Source organism: Microbacterium sp. zg.B48, from assembly GCF_024623505.1.
Taxonomy (GTDB): domain Bacteria; phylum Actinomycetota; class Actinomycetes; order Actinomycetales; family Microbacteriaceae; genus Microbacterium.
Window position 1 is genome coordinate 252,350 of record NZ_JANJFE010000003.1, and the last position, 17,714, is coordinate 270,063.

At 69.8% G+C, this 17,714-nt stretch carries 16 protein-coding genes; 4 read left to right on the forward strand and 12 right to left on the reverse strand.

All coding sequences use genetic code 11. The features are described from left to right. Nucleotides 1-3: 3 nt before the first annotated feature. Nucleotides 4-1,140, forward strand: coding sequence for a histidine kinase (locus NQ152_RS17215; protein ID WP_257522978.1), 1,137 nt, complete (start codon nt 4-6; stop codon nt 1,138-1,140). Next, nucleotides 1,137-1,784 carry a response regulator transcription factor gene (locus NQ152_RS03090; protein WP_257522979.1) on the forward strand — a complete coding sequence of 216 codons (648 nt, stop codon included), beginning with the start codon at nt 1,137-1,139 and terminating at the stop codon, nt 1,782-1,784. Before NQ152_RS17215 ends, NQ152_RS03090 begins: the two co-directional genes overlap by 4 nt. Before the next feature lie 36 nt (nt 1,785-1,820). On the opposite strand, the gene NQ152_RS03095 is transcribed toward NQ152_RS03090, so the two are convergent. From NQ152_RS03095 to NQ152_RS03115, 5 genes are all read right to left on the reverse strand, one after another. Then, entirely contained in the window at nt 1,821-2,534 is a 714-nt protein-coding gene (locus NQ152_RS03095; RefSeq protein ID WP_308209096.1) for a nucleoside/nucleotide kinase family protein, read from the reverse strand. Continuing rightward, the gene (locus tag NQ152_RS03100; RefSeq protein WP_257522980.1) at nt 2,527-3,393 is read right to left on the reverse strand and encodes a sugar phosphate isomerase/epimerase; all 867 of its coding nucleotides are present in this window, start codon (nt 3,391-3,393) and stop codon (nt 2,527-2,529) included. Before NQ152_RS03100 ends, NQ152_RS03095 begins: the two co-directional genes overlap by 8 nt. 53 nt (nt 3,394-3,446) lie before the next feature. Then, a complete protein-coding gene (locus tag NQ152_RS03105) occupies nt 3,447-4,214 on the reverse strand; it encodes an ATP-binding cassette domain-containing protein (protein WP_257503340.1) in 768 nt (255 codons plus the stop codon). Then, a complete protein-coding gene (locus tag NQ152_RS03110; protein ID WP_257503341.1) occupies nt 4,211-5,206 on the reverse strand; it encodes an ABC transporter permease in 996 nt (331 codons plus the stop codon). Before NQ152_RS03110 ends, NQ152_RS03105 begins: the two co-directional genes overlap by 4 nt. A gap of 92 nt (nt 5,207-5,298) precedes the next feature. Beyond that, nucleotides 5,299-6,339, reverse strand: coding sequence for a substrate-binding domain-containing protein (locus tag NQ152_RS03115; RefSeq protein ID WP_257522981.1), 1,041 nt, complete (start codon nt 6,337-6,339; stop codon nt 5,299-5,301). Between the two features lie 148 nt (nt 6,340-6,487). Here NQ152_RS03115 and NQ152_RS03120 point away from each other — a divergent pair, with 148 nt between their 5' ends. Continuing rightward, nucleotides 6,488-7,651 carry an ROK family protein gene (locus NQ152_RS03120; RefSeq protein WP_257522982.1) on the forward strand — a complete coding sequence of 388 codons (1,164 nt, stop codon included), beginning with the start codon at nt 6,488-6,490 and terminating at the stop codon, nt 7,649-7,651. 69 nt (nt 7,652-7,720) lie between these two features. On the opposite strand, the gene NQ152_RS03125 is transcribed toward NQ152_RS03120, so the two are convergent. Further along, nucleotides 7,721-8,686, reverse strand: a complete 966-nt coding sequence (locus NQ152_RS03125) for an NAD(P)-dependent alcohol dehydrogenase (protein WP_257522983.1) — start codon at nt 8,684-8,686, stop codon at nt 7,721-7,723. 107 nt (nt 8,687-8,793) lie between these two features. Between NQ152_RS03125 and NQ152_RS03130 the strand changes: the two genes are divergently transcribed. Then, nucleotides 8,794-9,201 carry a hypothetical protein gene (locus NQ152_RS03130; protein ID WP_257522984.1) on the forward strand — a complete coding sequence of 136 codons (408 nt, stop codon included), beginning with the start codon at nt 8,794-8,796 and terminating at the stop codon, nt 9,199-9,201. 319 nt (nt 9,202-9,520) lie between these two features. On the opposite strand, the gene NQ152_RS03135 is transcribed toward NQ152_RS03130, so the two are convergent. From NQ152_RS03135 to NQ152_RS03160, 6 genes are all read right to left on the reverse strand, one after another. Continuing rightward, nucleotides 9,521-10,969, reverse strand: a complete 1,449-nt coding sequence (locus NQ152_RS03135; RefSeq protein ID WP_257522985.1) for an MFS transporter — start codon at nt 10,967-10,969, stop codon at nt 9,521-9,523. Further along, nucleotides 10,959-11,522 (reverse strand): SRPBCC domain-containing protein, encoded by a 564-nt coding sequence (locus NQ152_RS03140; protein ID WP_257522986.1) that lies wholly within the window; start codon nt 11,520-11,522, stop codon nt 10,959-10,961. Before NQ152_RS03140 ends, NQ152_RS03135 begins: the two co-directional genes overlap by 11 nt. Then, nucleotides 11,522-11,839 carry a helix-turn-helix transcriptional regulator gene (locus tag NQ152_RS03145; protein ID WP_257503348.1) on the reverse strand — a complete coding sequence of 106 codons (318 nt, stop codon included), beginning with the start codon at nt 11,837-11,839 and terminating at the stop codon, nt 11,522-11,524. Before NQ152_RS03145 ends, NQ152_RS03140 begins: the two co-directional genes overlap by 1 nt. A gap of 64 nt (nt 11,840-11,903) precedes the next feature. Next, complete coding sequence (locus NQ152_RS03150) at nt 11,904-15,395, reverse strand: error-prone DNA polymerase (protein ID WP_257503349.1); 3,492 nt, start codon at nt 15,393-15,395, stop codon at nt 11,904-11,906. Nucleotides 15,396-15,428: 33 nt separating this feature from the next. After that, nucleotides 15,429-16,985, reverse strand: coding sequence for a DNA polymerase Y family protein (locus NQ152_RS03155; RefSeq protein WP_257503350.1), 1,557 nt, complete (start codon nt 16,983-16,985; stop codon nt 15,429-15,431). Between the two features lies 1 nt (nt 16,986). Then, on the reverse strand, nt 16,987-17,682 hold the full coding sequence (locus NQ152_RS03160) for a hypothetical protein (RefSeq protein ID WP_257503351.1): 696 nt from the start codon (nt 17,680-17,682) through the stop codon (nt 16,987-16,989). Nucleotides 17,683-17,714 lie beyond the last annotated feature (32 nt).

Consider the following 17,714-nt stretch of genomic DNA (forward strand, 5'->3'; position numbering starts at 1 on the left):
GCCGTGACCCGCATCCTGCGCAGAGCCTGGGACTTTCCGGCGGCGCCCGGCGCGCCCGCCCGGGTCTGGCGGGACTGGGCGCTGGTCGGCATCCTGGCGCTCGGGGCGCTGCTCGAAGCCCTCCTCCGCCCCGATCTGCCCTGGCGCTGGCCCACGTTAGTCTTCGAGCTCGGACTCATCGCCACCCTGCTGTGGCGGCGCACCCACCCGGGGCCGATGGTGGTCCTCGCATTCGGCGCGCTTGTGGTGATGGACACGGTCCGCCAGATCGCCGGAGTGCGCCCCACCGACAGCTACGCGCTCGTCGCGATGCTCGTGCTCATCTACGCCCTCGTGCGGTGGGGGTCGGGCCGGCACCTGTTCGCCGGCGGAACCGTCATCCTCCTCAGCATGGTGCGCACCTTCCTGGCGGATGCCGCGGATCTGCAGAACGTGATCGGCGGCATCGCCGTCGTCGCCGTCTGCGTCTCACTCGGCGCGGCCATGCGCTACCGCGCCGCCGCCCGCCTGCAGCGCCTTGCGCAGGTGCGCCTCGAGGAGCGCGAGCACCTCGCGCGCGATCTGCACGACACCGTCGCCCACCACGTCTCGGCCATCCTCCTGCGCGCCCAGGCGGGCCTGATCACGGCGGGCACCGACCCGGCCGCCGCGCACGAGGCTCTGCGCGTCATCGAAGATGAAGCCAGCCAGAGCCTGCGGGAGATGCGATCGATGGTGCGCGTCCTCCGCGACGACACCCCGGCACACCGCTCCCCCACCGCCGGAGTCGCCGAGCTGCGTGCGCTGGCCAATGGCGACGGCGAGCCACCCGTGACCCTCGCCCTCCACGGCGAGCTCGACTCCGCGACGGCAACCGCGCTGAACGCGGCCTACCGGATCGCGCAGGAGTCGGTCACCAACGCCCGCCGCCACGCGCAGCGGGCCTCCCTGATCGAACTCACGGTCACCGCGAGCACCGACCGCATCGGCATCCGAATCCATGACGATGGCCTGCCCGCCTCCGCTGCCGGCTCCGGATTCGGCATCGAGGGGATGAAGGAGCGCGCCGCCCTGCTGGGCGGCACCTGCATCGCCGGCCCCGACCCCGACGGCGGCTGGACCGTGACGGCGGATCTGCCCACGGCGAGCGCCACCCGATGATCCGGGTACTGATCGCCGACGACCAGCCAGTCGTGCGCACCGGCCTGCGCCTGATCCTGGACGCGCAGCCCGACATCGCCGTCGTCGGCGAAGCGACGACGGGCCGGGAGGCGGTGCGCCTGGCCGGCGAACTGCGACCCGACGTCGGACTGTTCGACATCCGGATGCCCGACCTCGACGGCATCGAGGCCACCCGCCAGTTGGCCGGCCCTGCCGTTCGGGATCCGCTCGCGATCGTCGTGATCACGACCTTCGACCTCGACGAGTACGTGCACGCGGCGCTGAAGGCCGGCGCGCACGGCTTCCTGCTCAAGGACGCCGGGCCGGTTCTGCTGGCCGATGCGGTGCGAGCGGCCGCCGCCGGTGACGCGCTGATCGATCCGGCTGTCACGGTGCGACTGCTGGCGGCGTTCGCGGATGCCGCGCCCCGGGCTTCTGCCGCCACCCCGAGCGAACCGCTGACCCCACGCGAAGAGCAGGTGCTGAGCGCCGTCGCCCGCGGCCGCACCAACGCCGAGATCGCCGCCGATCTGTTCGTCAGTCTCGGCACCGTGAAGGCGCACCTGGCGAGCATCCTGCTCAAGCTCGGTGCCCGCAACCGCGTCGAGGCGGCGATGTGGGCATATGAGACGCACCGGGTCTGAAACCGACCCGACACCCCTGCGCACGTCGCCGGGTGTCTAAAGCCCTCTGATCTCGCTCGACGCCGCCAGCGGCAATCCCGTCACCCCCGACAGCACGAGGTCGGCTCGATTGCGCGAAGCCTCGATCAGCACGGCATTCGCGCCATCCACCTCCCGGGCCCACGCTGTCGCCGCCTCGACACTCCGGCCGTGCCGCGTGTGCCGGTCTACGAGACGAGCCTCGCGCTCCTCCGCCGGTGTCGCGCAGAACCAGACGGCATCGAGGCGATCCCGGACGCCGGACCACGGCATCCGATCTGCCAGCAGGTAGTTGCCCTCCACGACGACGGTCGTCGCGTGCGGTTCAACCGCGATCGCGCCGGCCACACCCTCGTCGACCGCGCGCGTGAAGCACGGCGCGTACACGGTGTGGTCCGTCTCAGTACCTACCCGGTCGAGAAGCGCGACGAACCCCCACCCGTCGAACGTCTCGATGGCGCCCTTGCGATCGTGGATGCCTAGCCTGTCGAGCGTCGCGTTGGCGAGGTGGAATCCGTCCATCGGCAGGTGCACCGCGGTCCCCGGACGCCGCTCGTTGATGCGCGAGACGAGCGCAACGGCGAGCGTCGTCTTGCCGCTGCCCGGGCTGCCGGTCACACCCAGCAGATAGCGGGCACCGGGAATGACCGCGTTCTCGATCCGGCGCACCAGTTTGTCGAGCACGTGCCCCGGCGGACCCGCCACAGCGAAGCCACTCCCCTGCTCAGACACGCTGCGCCTCGAGGTGATTCGTCATGAAGGCACGCGCATGCCGCGCGAGGGCGGGACCGTCGTTCCAGAGGTCGCGCCAGATGGCGAGGTCGTTCGAGAGCGTGGGTGAGACGACAGCCGACGAGAACGACTCGAACGTTATCGGACCCGCGTAAGCGATGTCGGCCAGCGCGTGGAAGAACTCCGTGAAGTCGAGGTGGCCGCTGCCGAGGAATCCGCGGTGATTCTCGCCGATGTGCACGTAGCCGAGGCGGTCTCCGACCAGGCGCACCGACCGGCTGAAATCATCCTCCTCGATGTTCATGTGGTACGTATCCAGGTGGATCACGACGTTGTCGCACCCGATGTCGTCGGCAAGGCGCATGGCGTCCGCCGCGGTGTTGATCACGTTCGTCTCGTACCGGTTGCAGACCTCCAGGCCCAGCGTCATGCCCTTGCCCTGGGCTTCCACTGCGAGGTCCTTGAGGGTCGAGACGACGTTCGCGCGACCCGCCGCCGTCAGGGCGTGACCGTACTTGCCGAGCGCGCTGTAGAGCGCGCCGGTGAAGTGCGTGCCGCCGAGGTCGTGCGTCACCTGCAGCGAGTCCTGCAGCAGCTTCGCACCGCGCGCCACCACCTCGGGGTCGTCGCTCGAGACATCCGCCTCGAACGCGAGACCTCGGGAGCAGACGATGCCCAGGCCCGCAGCATCCAGTTTCTTCCGCGCGTCCGCGACGTCCAGGCGGGCCGCATCGTGCAAAGACAGTTCGAGGATGTCGTAGCCCGCCGCGGCGGTCTGATCGATGATCCGCGTCATCTCGTCGGGGGTGGTCCCTCCGGAGAAGACGAGCGCGTGCACGCCGAGCGAATTGATGGGCATAGGTGGGATTCCTTCTGCGGATGGTGGTCGGACGGCGGGCGAACGGATGGCGATCAGGCCGCCTTGGCACCGGTGATCAGCGCGACCAGCTCGTCGCCGTCGGTGTCTGCGGCACGCCGCTCGGCGACGGTGAGTCCGCCGCGCATGACCCACACGTGCTCGGACAGCCGAAGCACCTGGTCGAAGTTGTGGCTGATCAGCAGCACGGCGACGCCCTGCTCCTTGAGCTTGCGGATGATGCTCTCGACGCGGGCGGTCTCCTGCACCCCGAGAGCGGCCGTGGGCTCGTCCATGATGACGATCGACCCGCCCCAGCCTGCCGCGCGCGCGATCGAGACCGCCTGACGCTGACCGCCGGACAGGCGCCGCACCCGGGCGGTGACCGGCGGGACGTTCACCGCCAGGTCGGAGACGAGCTCCTGCGCGGTCGCGCGCATGGCCTTGCGGTCGAGGAACTGGAACGGCCCGAACCCCCGGGTCTTCTCCCGCCCGAGGAAGAAGTTCTGCCACACGGTGAGATCCTCCACGAGCGCGAGATTCTGCTGCACGGTCTCGATGCCGTGCTCGCGCGCGGCGAGTGGGCTGTCGAAATGCACCTGTTCGCCGTTGAGGGTGATCGTGCCCGAATCGGGGCGGTGGATGCCGGACATGCATCGGACGAGCGTGGACTTGCCCGCGCCGTTGTCGCCGATGAGGGCGGTGACCTCGCCACAGCGCATCGTGATGAATGCTCCGCGCAGAGCATGCACCCCGCCGAAGGACTTGGTGATGTTGGCGGCGGTGAAGACCTTGTCGTTCCCGACCGCGGTTTCGTTGGTCATTTGTTCTGGAACCTCGTGAGAAGGGCCGCGAGGACGACGACGAGTCCGACGGCGAGCGGCTGGTAGAACTGGGAGACCCCGAGCAGCGTGAGCCCGTTGGTGAGCGCGGTCAGCAGCAGCGCGCCCAGCACCGGGCCGACGATTTTGCCGCGCCCGCCGGTGAGGGCGACGCCGCCGAGCACCACGGCGGCGATCGAGTTGAGCAGATAGCCGGTGTTGATGGCCGGCTCGGCGGCACCGACGCGGGCGACGAGGAGGATGGCGGCGAGGCCGGCGAGCATCGCGGCCATCAGGTACACGGCGATGCGCACCCGTTGCGCGTTGACGCCGTTGGCGACCGCAGCCTCTTCGCTTCCGCCGACGGCCTGCACGTGCAGGCCGAAGCGGGTGCGGAACATCACGAACCAGGAGATCACGGCGATCACGGCGGCAATGAGGAACGGGTACCCGAAGATCCAGACTGTCCCCGTGGTCAGCCACAGCAGGTCGAGGCTGGTGATGGAGATGGGCTTTCCGCTGGTGAGGATGAGCGCCAGCCCGGTGGCGACCGAGAGGGTTCCGAGCGTCGCGATGAAGTCGGTCACCTTGCCCTTCGCGATGAGCAGCCCGTTGACGAGGCCGACGAGCCCAGACGAGGCGATCGCGATCAGGGCGGACAGCCAGAACCCGAGGCCGGCCTGCCAGGAGAGGCCGAACCCGACCGCCCCGAGCGTCATCGTCGCCGAGATCGACAGGTCGATCCCGCCCGTGGTGATCACGTACGACTGGGCGACGGCGAGGATGATCAGGATGGCGGCGGCGATCAGCATCGCCTGGATGTTGCCGAGGGTGAGGAAGGTGGGACTGAGGGTCGCGAACACGATCACCAGCAGGACCAGCCCCACCGGAGCGGCGTTCTCGGCCCAGAAGCTCAGATGCTTGGCGTCGTTCGCGACCGTGCGGAGCCCTTTGGGAGGGACCTCGATGGTCGTCGTCTTCAATGGCGTGGTCACGGCATGCCTGTCTCTTCGGGAAGTGTGACGGAGTGGTGGCGGGCTGTCCCGCGCATCCGGGCGAAGCGTGCGGCCCAGATGCGCGGGAGGCCTCATTCGTCGAGCTGGTCGGCGAGTGGGTTGTCGAAGCCTTCGAACGGCTGCGGGAAGCTCGCGATCGCGTCCGCGGCGTTGTCGGCGTTGACGAGGGCGGTGGGCGACTCGATGTCGTCGGGAAGATCCCCGCCATCCAGTGCCACCTGGCAGGCCTGCACGCCGAGCGAGCCGATCGCGTACGGGTACTGCGCGACCGTGGCCGCGAGCCCGCCGGCCTCGACGGACTCGAGCGCGTCCTGGTTGCCGTCGACGCTGACCACGACGATCTCCCCGGTCTTGCCGCTGTTCTCCACGGCCTTGACGATGCCCAGGCCCATGTCGTCGTTCGCGGCGAAGAAGGCGACGATGTCGGGATTGGCGGCGATGATGTCGGTCGCCTTGGTGAGCGCGATCTCGCGCTTCCAGTCCGCCGCATCCTCCTGCACGATCTCGAGCGCGCCGTCGACGGCGTCCTTGAACCCGTCCACGCGAGCGGCGCTGGTCACGTCGCCGGAGATGCCGCCGATGATGGCCACTTCCCCGCCCGCGTCGACCAGGCTCGCGATGTAGTCGCCCGCCTTTTCGCCGGCGGCCTCGTTGTCCGTGCCGATATAGGTCGCCGGGGTGATGTCCGCGGCTTCCGCGGCATCCTCGTCGATCGGCTGGTCGATGTTGATGATCGGCTTGCCCGCGGCCGCGATCGGCGCGAGCGACTGCACCAGGTTGGTGCCGCTGATCGGGTTGACGATGAAGCAGCCGAAGTCCTGGCCGGACAGCGTCGTGAGCTTGTCGGCCTGACCGGTGGTGTCGCCGATGTCAGCCGCGGCCTGCACGGTGACATCGACTCCGGCGGCTTCGGCGGTCTCGGTGATGCCGTCCTCCATCGCTTGGAAGAACGGATTGTCGAGTCCCTTGATGACCGCGGCGATCTTGGTCGCGCCGTCTCCGGAGGTCGAGTCTGCGCTGGGGCTCGACGAGCATCCGGCGAGAGCGAGCGCAAGGACCGCAACAGGCGCGGCCAGGAGAACCAGTCGGCGCCGAGGAGCTGTGCTGAACATCAGTGTCCTTCGAGGTTAGGGGCACCACTGCGTGCCGATCACCTCAATGTACTCATGCTTTCGTGTTTGGTCAACACAAAAGTCTGCACACTTTCCGTCATCCATTCACTAGAGTGGGCGTAAGCCACGACAGAGGAAGGCGGCTGACATGGAGGTCGGTTCCCACGAGAGTGACATCCTCGCGTTGTTCCGCGAGCGGGGAGCGCTGAGCCGCACGGACGTGATGACGTTGTCCGGCCTCTCCCGATCGACCGTGAATCACCGCCTCAACGCCCTGACTGCGGCGAGCCTGCTCACCCCCATCGAGGGAGGCGAGTCCACCGGCGGCCGCCCCTCCAGCAGGTTCGAGTTCCGCGCCGACCGGGCGGCGATCCTCTGCGCCGACATCGGCGCCACCGGCTTCACCGCCGCGGTCTGCGACCTCACCGGCGCGGCCCTGGCATCCGTCGAGCGCAGCATCGATGTGTGGGAGGGCCCGGAAGCGGTCCTCTCAGCTGTACTCGAAGCCTTCAGCGAACTGCCCGATGTCGCCGAGATCTGGGCGATCGCGGTGGGAGTCCCCGGTCCCGTCGAGTTCGCCGCGCACCGCGTCGTCAACCCGCCCATCATGAGCGGGTGGGACGGATTCGACATCGCGGAGTGGTTCGCCCCCTTCTCCACCGCCCCCGTCATCGTGGAGAACGACGCCAACGCCCGGGCCGTCGCCGAGGCCCGCGTCCGCCGTCTCGACAACGTCATCGGCCTCAAGCTCGGCACGGGCATCGGGGCAGGGCTGGTCTTCAACGGACAGATCATCCGCGGCGACAAAGGCGCCGCCGGTGACATCGGTCACACGCGCGCCGTCATCACCGACCCCGAGCCGCGGGAGTGCCGCTGCGGCAGCTTCGACTGCGTCGAGGCCTATGCGGGCGGCTGGGCGCTGCAGCGCGAACTCGCCGCCATCGGCATCCGCACCTCAGGGGTGCGCGACATCGTCGACCTCGTCGCGCGCGGCGACATCGAGACCGTCCGCAAGGTACGCGCAGCCGGGCGCGTAATCGGCGACGCCATCGCCGACCTCGTCAGCATCCTCAACCCGCGCGCAATCGCCCTCTCCGGGCTCCTGGCCGAGTGCGACGAGATCCTGATGGCCGGCATCCGCGAACGGATCTATCAGCGCGCCACACCGCTGGTCACTCGCGATCTCATCGTCGCGCGCTCCACCCTCGGGTCGCTGGCGGGTGTCATCGGCCTCGCCCTGATCGCGAGCGACACGGTGCTCGAGCCCTCCGCCCTGGAGTCCGTCATCCGGCGCCCCGCGGTCCGCAGCTGACCCACGGCATCGCCTCGCGCCCGCGCAGCGCCGACGGACCCGAGCTGGAGCTCACTGTCCTGCCGGTTCTCATTCGAACCGAGGATCGACGGCGATGACGACCTTGCCGAGCGCCCGCCCCTCTCCGACGTGGGCCAGCGCCTGCGGCACCTCGTCGAGGGAGAACATCCGATCGATGGGGATGCGCACATCGCCCGCGACGCACCGCTCCGCGAGCGGCGTGAAGTGCGCCGGTCCCGGCTTCACCGCGAGTACCCTGAGGCGCCGTCCTGTCACCGCCCCGATCACCGCCCCGATCGTGACCACGCGCAGGAGCGCGCGCATGGTCCCGCCGACGATCAGGTATGTCCCACCTGCGGCGAGGGCGCGGCGGTACGCGAACACCGAACGCCGGGCGACCAGGTCGACGATCAGGTCATAGGGTCCACGCCGGGTGAAATCCTCAGCGCGATAGTCGATGACCTCCGCGGCACCGAGCGACCTCATGAAGTCGAGCTTTCCGGCATTGTCGACACCGGTCACATCGAGCCCGGCCGCGGTGGCGAGCTGGAGCGCGAACGCGCCGGTTCCGCCGCCCGCGCCGTTGACCAGCATCCGCCCGCCCGGCTGCGCCCTCGCGACGGCCTGCACCGCGATCGCCCCGGACTGCGGCAGCGTCGATGCCTGCGCGAACGACAGCTCGGCAGGCTTGATCGCGAACATCGCCGCGTCTGCCACGGCGTACTCCGCGAACCCGCCCATCAACTGCAGGTTGTCGCCGTACACCTGGTCGCCGACGCGGAACCCGGTGACGCCGACACCAAGGGCGTGGACGACGCCCGCGATATCGGAACCGAGGATCCGTCGGCGCGGCGCGAACAGTCCACCGAAGCGCGCGTACGCGGGAGACCCGTGCAGCCCCTCCCAATCGCTGAGGTTCACCGACGTCGCGACGACCCGCACGAGCATCTGTCCCGCGCGCGGCCTCGGAACGGGGATGTCCGCGGTGCGGAGCATCTCCGGCGGCCCATAACGGTCGTACACCACGGCCTTCATCGGAGGACCGACCATGCGTGACGCAGGGACATGGCCACAGCGTACGCCTGCCCCGGCGGGCCGATGTGGAACTGACGGGCGTCGGACCCCGGTGCCACGATGGACGGATGACGAGATACGGCATCGACGCACCCACAGCGCTGCGCATCATCCGCGAAGACGCCGCGATCGGCGACCGGCACAAGCTCGTCGGCCCGGCCGCACTGCGATCGGACGTGCTGTCACTGCTGTACGCCGAGGTGCGCGACGGCACCCTCGAAGAGCGCAGCGCGCGCGGGCAGCTCGAACAGCTCGCCTCGCTGAAGATCCGCCTGCTCGGCGACCGCGTGTCCCGGGGCGTGGCGTGGAAGATCGCCACGCGGCTCGGTCTGGACGACACCGCGCCCGCCGAGTACCTCGCCGTCGCCTCCCTGCAGGCCGACGTGCTGATCACCGAAGATCCGCTCCTCGCCGCCGCCGCGAACGGCATCATCCCGATCGCGCCGTTCGACGACCTCCTCCGCGAAGGCCTGTGACCGGCGCGATCCCTCCGGCGCGCACGGCAGCACGCCAGTCCCCGTGCAGACCCAGCCCAACCGGGAGGTCGACGACTGAACAACGGTCACCCGGCGACGCGACTGTCGAGAATCAGGCAGCCTGTGGGGAGATGACGCTCGGTACGGGGTAACGCGAAGCGGCGGCGGCTCGAGCGGGGCGGACGTCGCCACGTGCTTCGGAACCGCGTTGATCACGGACGCGAACGGCTCGATGTCACTATCCGGCCAGAACCCACACCAACTCGCACACGACGACCTTTCGCGCACGCGGGTACTCACTCACATCCGCCCCATCTCATCACGTCGCTGCGACGCGCCTTTTTCCCGGGCCGGCGAGCAACAGGACGGCGACGGATGCTGTCAGCATCGCCACTGCTGCAATGCTCAGCGCAGTGGCATAGCCGGCCAACAGAGCGCCGTCGGCAGCAGCACCATCGGTGATTTCGGCGTTGCTGCGCCGTGCCGCGGCAGTGATCAGAACAGCGAGTCCGAGGGCGCCGCCCAGATGACTCATCGTCACCTGGACCCCCGAGGCGAGGCCTGCATCCTGGCCGTCGACTCTCACGAGTGCCGCGTTGGTCATGGTCGGCAGAAGAATGCCCTGGCCGAGCCCGACGATCACCATGCTCGGGAGCACATCCCTCACGTACGCGGCATCGGCACCGAGGCTCAGCACCGTCACCACGAGACCGATCGCCGTCACCGCGCAGCCCAGGGCGAACGTGGTGCGCAGCCCGATTCTGGGCAATGCGGCGTTCGCCGCCACGAGACCGGCTCCGATCGCGAGACCGATGGGGATATAGGCGAGCCCGGCTTGGAGCGCCGAGTAATCGAGCGTTCGCTGCACATAGAGGCTGAGTACGAAGAGGTACGAGACGAACGCGCCCGCGTTGACCAGAGTGACCGCGTTGGCCGTGAGACGCACACGATCGGTGAAGAACCGAAGGGGGATGACGGGAGCCGGGCTCCGACGCTCGATGAGCACCATCACCCCCACCAGCACCGCCCCCGCGATCAGCGGCAGGAAGACGCTCGGCGATGACCAGTCCTCGGTGGACGCCTGCACCAGGCCGAACACGATCGACGCGAGCCCCACGGTACCCGCCGCGACGCCGGTGAATCGCGGCGGGACTGCGCTCCGCATCCGACTCTCACCGACGACGACGCGCGGCAGCAGCGCGAGAACCGTAACGGCTACGGGGAGCGCGATCAGGAAGACCAGGCGCCACGACGCGAACTGAGTCAGCACTCCCGAGATGACGGTGCCTGTGACGCCGCCGATTCCCGCCAGCGCACCCCAGACGCCGATCGCCTTCGCCCGCTCCGAACCGTCGGGAAAGAGAACGACGATCAGCGCGAGAGCCGCCGGAGCGGCGAGCGCGTCGCCGACGCCCTGCAGCACCCGGCCGGCGACGAGCCATCCGGCTGCCGGAGCGACACCTGCCAGCAGCGAGCCGGCAGCGAACACGGTCACGCCGATGAGGAAGATGCGTCGTCGTCCTACCAGGTCGGCGATTCGGCCACCCAGAAGCAGCAGTCCCCCTGCGGTGAGGGCATACGCGTCGACGACCCAGACCAGGCCGGACGGGTCGAGGTCGAGGTCTGACCCGATGCGCGGCAGCGCGATGTTGACGACAGTCAGATCCACCACGAGAAGGAACTGCATGCTGGCCAGGAGCGCAAGCGCCCTCCACCGGTGCGGGGCTATCTGCGACGTCGAATCGGTGTGCGTGCTCTCATCGGACATCGTCTTGACTCTCCAGGAGCCGCTTGAGCTCCCGCAGCAGGAACGGATGCCCGCCCCCCGCGCCGCGGTCACGCAGTTCACCGCTCACGACGGCGGCCAGTCGGGGTGCCCCCTCGACATCGTGCACGATCGTCAGCGAGCACCGGGTGGCGGAGAGCTGATCCACCTCGTAGCGCACATGCGTGGCCGGCTCCGCTGAGGCCTCGCTGTCGACGAGAAAGCGCATCAGAACGCTCAGCCGCCGTGGCGGGTCGTACACGGTCACGACTCCTGTGATGAGCACCTCCGGCGCCGGAAGCGGCCCCTCGTCACCCTGGATCCGCAGACCCTCCGGCTTATGCACCGTGTACTCGCCCCCCACGCGGTGCTCCATCTGGACCGCACCCCTGTACCCGTAGCGCACCGTCCACTCCGGGTCCGTGATCGCCGTCCAGATGCGTGCGGCCGTCGCCTCGATCTCGACCCGGTAGACGTGCTGGGTGGTCGTGCTGACGCTCTGGACGTCGGCGTCCGTGAGCCGCGGCGCCACGTCGGTTCCTTCGCGCTCGTCCATCATGCGGATCCCTCCAGTTCGTTCTTGAGCTCGACCAACGCCGAAGCGTGCGGCTGCGTGTACTTGCTGATCCAGCGATCGTGGATCAGTCGAATGGGCACCGGATTCAAGAAGTGCAGCTTCTGCCGCCCACTCCGGCGGCTGACGACGAGTCCCGCCTCCTCGAGCACCTTGAGGTGTTTCATGACACCGAAGCGGGTCATCTCCTGGCCGGCCTCGAGCTCGCCCAGCGTCTGCCCGTCCTGGGCGAACAGGGCATCGAGGAGAACCCGGCGGGTCGGGTCACTCAGCGCACGGAAAACGAGATCGTCGGTCACGCGACGAGAATAGGTGACCTAATGGTCACATGTCAAGGATGGTGAACCTCGCAGGCCGCTCCCCTCACCGGAAGTCGCGGGAACGATGCTCGACTCCGACGCGCAGGTCCTCGAACCGGTCGGCGACGAGGTTGGTGACTCCCTCGACGGAGCGCTCCAGCATCCCCCGCACGATCAACGCCGGGGCGTCACGGACGACGCGGCGATACCTGTTCCACACTCCGACCGAGCAGATCACGTTGACCAGGCCGTGCTCGTCCTCGAGGTTCATGAACGTGATTCCGGATGCTGTCGCCGGCCGCTGCCGGTGGGTGACCAGCCCCGCGACCTCCACCCGGCGCTCGGCCTCGTGCTCGCGCAGCTCGTTTGAGGTGAGCACGCCCCGCGCATCCAGACCCGCGCGGTAGTGCGTCATCGGGTGATCATCGGTGGAGATGCCAGTCGCCCACAGGTCGCTGGCGAGCTGCTCGTAGCTGGTCGGGTCGGTGAACAGCGGCGGCTGCACCGAGGTCACCGAGTCGGGCAGGAATTCGGCGCGGTCCAGCGCCGCGGAGCCGGCGAGCCAGATCGCCTCCCGCCGACTGAGCCCGAGGCAGTCGAAGGCCCCCGCGGTGGCCAGCGCCTCCAGGTGCGCCTGGGTGACCCCCGCCCGCCGCACCAGATCGCGCAGGTCCCGGTAGGCGCCGCCGCGATCGCGTTCGGCGACGATCCGGTCCGCGACCGCCTCGCCGATGCCCTTGACCGCGGCCAGCCCGAGCCGCACCGCGAACCGGCCGTCGCGGCGGTGCGCGGCGGACTCGTCGGGTTCGTTCCGGTCGAACAGCCCGACCGGCGGCTGCACGCGGTGGGTGCAGGCGTCGAGCCCCGTCGGTGGTGCGGGGCGGTCGGCGTCGCCTCCGGGTCTCGATACGCCGGCTGCGCCGGCAGCTACTCGACCACCGGATCCCTCGGCCGAGCCGCCGGTGGCCGCCCCCTCGACGTCCACCGGCTCGAGCACGGCCTGCGAACCCGAACGCAGCAGATCGGGTCGACGCACCTCAACCCCATGGCGCCGCGCGTCGGCGCTGAGGGTCGCGGGTGAGTAGAAGCCCATCGGCTGGGCACGCAGCAGCCCCGCCAGGAAAGCCGCGGGGTAGTGCAGCTTGATCCACGAGCTGGCGTAGACCAGCAGTCCGAACGACAGCGAGTGGGACTCGGCGAAGCCGAAGTTCGCGAACGCCTGGATCTTCGCGTAGATGGCGTCGGCCGCCTCCCCCACCAGATCGTTCTTCGCCATGCCGGCGTACAGCTTCTCCTTCAGCGACTCGATGCGCTCCACCCCGCGTTTGGAGCCCATCGCACGACGCAGCAGATCGGCATCCTCCCCCGAGCATTCGCCCACGGCCATGGCCATCTGCATCAGCTGCTCCTGGAACACCGGGATTCCGAGCGTGCGCTCCAGCACCGGCTTGAGCTTGGGATGCGGATAGGTGACCTCCTCGTAGCCGAGCTTGCGCCGCACGAACGGATGCACCGCGCCGCCCTGAATCGGACCGGGCCGGATGAGCGCGATCTCGATGACGAGGTCGTAGAACTTCCGCGGCTGCAGGCGCGGCAGCAGTCCCATCTGCGCGCGGGATTCGACCTGGAACACGCCGATCGAATCGGCGCGGCACAGCATGTCGTAGACCGCCTTCTCCTCCTTGGGGATGGTCGCCAGCTCCCACCGCTCCCCCGTCGCCTCGTCGATCAGGTCGAAGCAGTACTGCAGGGCGGCCAGCATCCCCAGGCCGAGCAGGTCGAACTTCACCAGTCCCATCCAGGCCGCGTCGTCCTTGTCCCACTGGATCACCGTGCGGTTCTCCATGCGGGCGTGCTCGATGGGCACGACCTCGCCGACGGGACGGTCGGTGAGCACCATTCCGCCGGAGTGGATGCCCAGATGCCGCGGCGCCTTCAGCAGCTCGGTGGCGTACTCGATCACCTGGTCGGGGATGTCGTGGTCCGGCCCGGTCTCCAGCGAGGCGCCCCATCCTTCCACCTGCTTGGACCAGGCATCCTGCTGTCCCGGCGAATGTCCGAGCGCCTTGGCCATGTCGCGCACGGCGTTCTTCGGCCGGTACTGGATGACGTTCGCGACCTGCGCCGCCCGCTCCCGCCCGTAGGTGGCGTACACCCACTGGATGATCTCCTCGCGGCGGTCCGAGTCGAAGTCCACGTCGATGTCGGGCTCCTCATCGCGCAACGAGGAGAGGAACCGCTCGAACGGCAGCTGATAGGCGATCGAGTCGACCGCCGTGATATCCAGCAGGTAGCAGACGGCGCTGTTGGCGGCCGAACCACGGCCCTGGCACAGGATGCCGCGGCGCCGCGCCTCCTGCACGATGCCGTGCACGATCAGGAAGTAGCCGGGAAAGTCCTTCATCTCGATGACACCGAGTTCCTTCTCGATGCGCGTGCGATCCTTCGGCGCCAGGTCGGGATACTTGCGGGGCACCGCCTCCCACACCAGGTGGCGCAGCCACGACATCGGCGTATGTCCGGGCGGCACCTCCTGCTTGGGCAGGGCGGGCTTTGCCCGCCGCAGCGGAAAGGCGAGTTCGTCGGCGAGCTGCACGGTCCGCGCCACCGCGCCGGGGTAGCGCAGAAAGCGCTCGTGCATCTCCGCGCCGGAGCGCAGATGCGCGCCGTCGTGCGCGGGAAGCCACCCGTCGAGCTCGTCCAGGCCGCGGTTGGCGCGCACGGCAGCCACCGCGGCAGCCAGTTGCTGGCGCTGCGGCACGGAGTAGTGCACGTTGTTGCTGGCCAGCACGGACAGTCCCCGCTCGGCGGCCATCGCCGCCAGCAGGTCGTTGTCGCGGGTGTCGAGGGGTCCGCCGTGGTCGATCAGCTCGACGTGCACGGCATCCCCTCCGAACAGGGTCACGAGCCGATCGAGCTCGGATGCCGCGGCATCCGGTCCCCGCTCGGCGAGCGCGCGACGCACCGAGCCCTTGCGGCATCCGGTCAGCACCGCCCAGGCCTCACCGGACTGCTGGGCAAGCTCGTCGAGGTCGTAGACGGGCCGCCCCTTCTCGGCTCCGTTCAGCTGCGCGTGCGTGAGCGCGGCCGCGAGGCGGTGGTAGCCCTCTTCTCCGCGGGCCAGGACCAGCAGATGGGACCCGGCCGGGTCGGGCTCGCCTTTCTGCGGTTTCAGCAGGTCGAGGGAGAGCTCCGCCCCGAAGACGGTTTTGACCTGAAGCGACTCGGCGGCCTCGGCGAACCGCACGATGCCGTAGAAGCCGTCGTGATCCGTGATCGCGAGGGCATGCAGCCCCAGCCGCTCGGCCTCTTCGGCGAGCTCTTCGGGAGAGGAGGCGCCGTCCAGGAACGAGAACGACGAGTGGGCATGCAGCTCCGCATAGGGAATCGGGTCGTCGGGCCGGGCGATCTGCTGCGACACGTACGGACCGCGCTTGCGCGACCATGCCGGGCTGTCACCCCCGTCGGCGTTCGCCGGCGGGCTGCCCGGGCGGCGTTTGTCGCTGAGCAGCCGCTCCATCTCCGACCAGGGAACGGACGGGTTGTTGAAGCCCATCAGCGGGGCCCTGTCATCGCGCGCCTACGGGTCTCAGTCATAGCGGGCCTCGGCGGTCCAGCGGTCGTTCTCGCAGACCAGCAGCCACGCGGTCTGGTCGGCGTCCACGACCTGGAACCGATGCGCGCGGCGGGAGCGCGCGGCATCCCAGCTCCGCTCGATGACCGGCCACGGCCCCGCCCACGCTTCGATCCCCCGCCGTCGCCCGCTCTCCACCAGCATCGCCGGCGCATCGGTGACGCGCCCGCGCTCGTCGACGCCGACCGTCGCTCCGGTCTCGGCGGACACCTCCACGGGCAGGGGCGTGGCGAACACCGTTCCCGGCAGCGGATCGGGCAGGCTCCCCGGCCAGGGTCGTGCGCGCTCCTTGGCCAGCACGACCCGGTCTCCCCAGGGAACGAGCACCTGACGCTCGGCGAGCCACCGTCCGCCGCCGATCGCCGGGGTCAGCACTCCGCGATGCCCCAGCATCGCCTGCACGCGCGAGAGCGCGTGGTGCACCCGTTCGTCGGTGCCCGCTCCGAAGATGGCGGGGGCGTGGTGGGATACGGCATCCACCGCCGCCGGCTCGATCCGCACGCGGGCGACTCCGCTGCCGATCTCGCCGGCCGCCTCCCCCAGCTGCCACCGCACCCGGTCGACGACGGATGCCGCGTCGAAGGATCCGGGATGCAGCCAGACCCGCTCGCTGCGCTCACCCCGATCCCCGGCCAGCTCGACCCGCAGCTCGGTGCACACCAGATCGAGGGCGCCCAGACCCGCGATGAACGCATCGGCGGCCATCCGCATACCGAACGCGACCTGCTCGGCGATCTCCAGCGGCGGTTCGAACACCACCTCGCGGTGCAGCTCGGGGGGTGGGACCCGCGGCTCGACGGCGCGCGAGTCGCGCCCTGCCGCCAGCTCGTGCAGGCGGATGCCGCGTTCCCCGAACCTTTCGCGAACCCGGTCGGCCTCCATCGCGGCGAAATCCCCGAGCGTCCGCACACCCAGTCGGGCCAGAAGCCCGGCCATCTCCGGATCCTCCAGAGACGCGATCGGCAGCGGCGCGAGGAAGCCCGCCGCCCCGCCGGAGGGCACCAAGAACACCGGGTCCGCGGCGGTCGCGCCGATTCGCGCCGCCTGCTCCGCCGTGAACGGCCCGTCCGCGATGCCCGCCCGGGTGCCTTCCAGTCCGAGGTCCCGCAGAGCGCTCAGCAGCACGCGCGCGGCCTCCGACTCCCCGCCGTAGTAGCGGGCAGGTCCGCGGGCGCGCAGGGCGCACAGCCCCGGGCGCACGATCTGCACGCCGGGTGCACGCTCTTCGATTCCGGCGACGATCGGCGCGAAGACACGATGATCGCGCACCGGGTCGGCGGTGACCACCGTCAGCCGCGGACACCGGGCCTGGGCATCGCGCCGACGCTGTCCGCGCCGCACGCCCTCCGCGCGCGCCGAAGCCGAGCACGCCACGACGGCGTTGTGCTCCATCACCGCGATCGGCAGCGCGGCGTCCAGGGGTTCGGGCAGGGAGCCGTCCCGGGTCAGTGCCGTAACCGGCCAGTCCGGGAACCACAGCACGAGGCTGCGGACCGGAGCATCGGCGCGCATGTCAGCCCACCGCCTCGAGGGGCACGTAGGACACCGACGGTGGCCGCGTCGGGACGAGCGCGCCGTCGACGTTCGGCAGCAGCATCCGCCCGCGCCGGGGAACGGGCGTGCGCCTGCTCGTCACCGTCACCGTCAGCTCGCGTCCGGCCAGATAGCCGTGCCCCCGCCCCAGACCGGTCCAGCCGGGGTCGGCGACACCGATGGATGCTTCGGCCTGCGCCCACGGGCCCTGCACGAGAAGAACCGCACCGCGGTCGCGCAACCGGGCGGCAAGACGGGCGATGTCACCGTCGGAGGCTCGTCCGGACGGACGCACGGCCACGACCGGAAGGACCTCCGCGATGGTGGCGGTCACGGCCAGCCAGCGGGATCCGGGATCGGGGATGAGCACAAGGCGCGTCAGGTCCACTCCCAGTCGCTCCGCCGCCTCGGTGCCCAGCTGCGGCATGCCGACCACACCGCACCACGACCCGGTCTGAGACGGCTGCGCGAGCAGGGCGAACAGGAGCGATGAGGACGGCGCGATCGAGTACGCGGATCCCGGCCGGAGGCCGCCTCCGGGCAGGAGGGTGGCGAGGGCGGGGTGCACCGGCAGCACCGGGGCATCCAGCCGCCGCCCCTGCACCCGCTCGAGCTGGGCGCGCAGACGGACCACATCGCCCTCGGGATGCACCTCGCTCCGCACAGCTGCCCTCACTCCCACAGGCTAGAACAGATGTTCTAGTGGGT